Here is a 240-nt window from a genome sequence, read left to right on the forward strand (position 1 = left end):
GCCATGCGACCGGATTCGTCGGGGGTCAGTGTGCGAGCGCGCTCGATGAGAGCGGCCACGGCCTCTCCGTTGGGGCCGAGCGCCTGCCACGCGGGCAGCTCCTCGACCACGCGCAGCGCCTTGACGCAGCGCTTGTTCGGCAGGTCGGGGGCGGGGACCACATCGCCCACCGGCTCGACCCGGAACAGGCGACAGGGCCACGAGAACCCGGAGCAGTCGGCGGCCGCGACGGACACCGAG

The 240-nt window shown here is 73.3% G+C and carries 1 protein-coding gene; it reads right to left on the bottom strand.

Features of this window, described 5'->3' with window-relative positions; all coding sequences use genetic code 11:
• Positions 1–240: hypothetical protein (locus AC1RQI_RS17480; RefSeq protein WP_481905874.1), on the bottom strand; the 240-nt coding region annotated here is incomplete at both ends.

The organism is Salicola sp. AFF1, assembly GCF_056783195.1.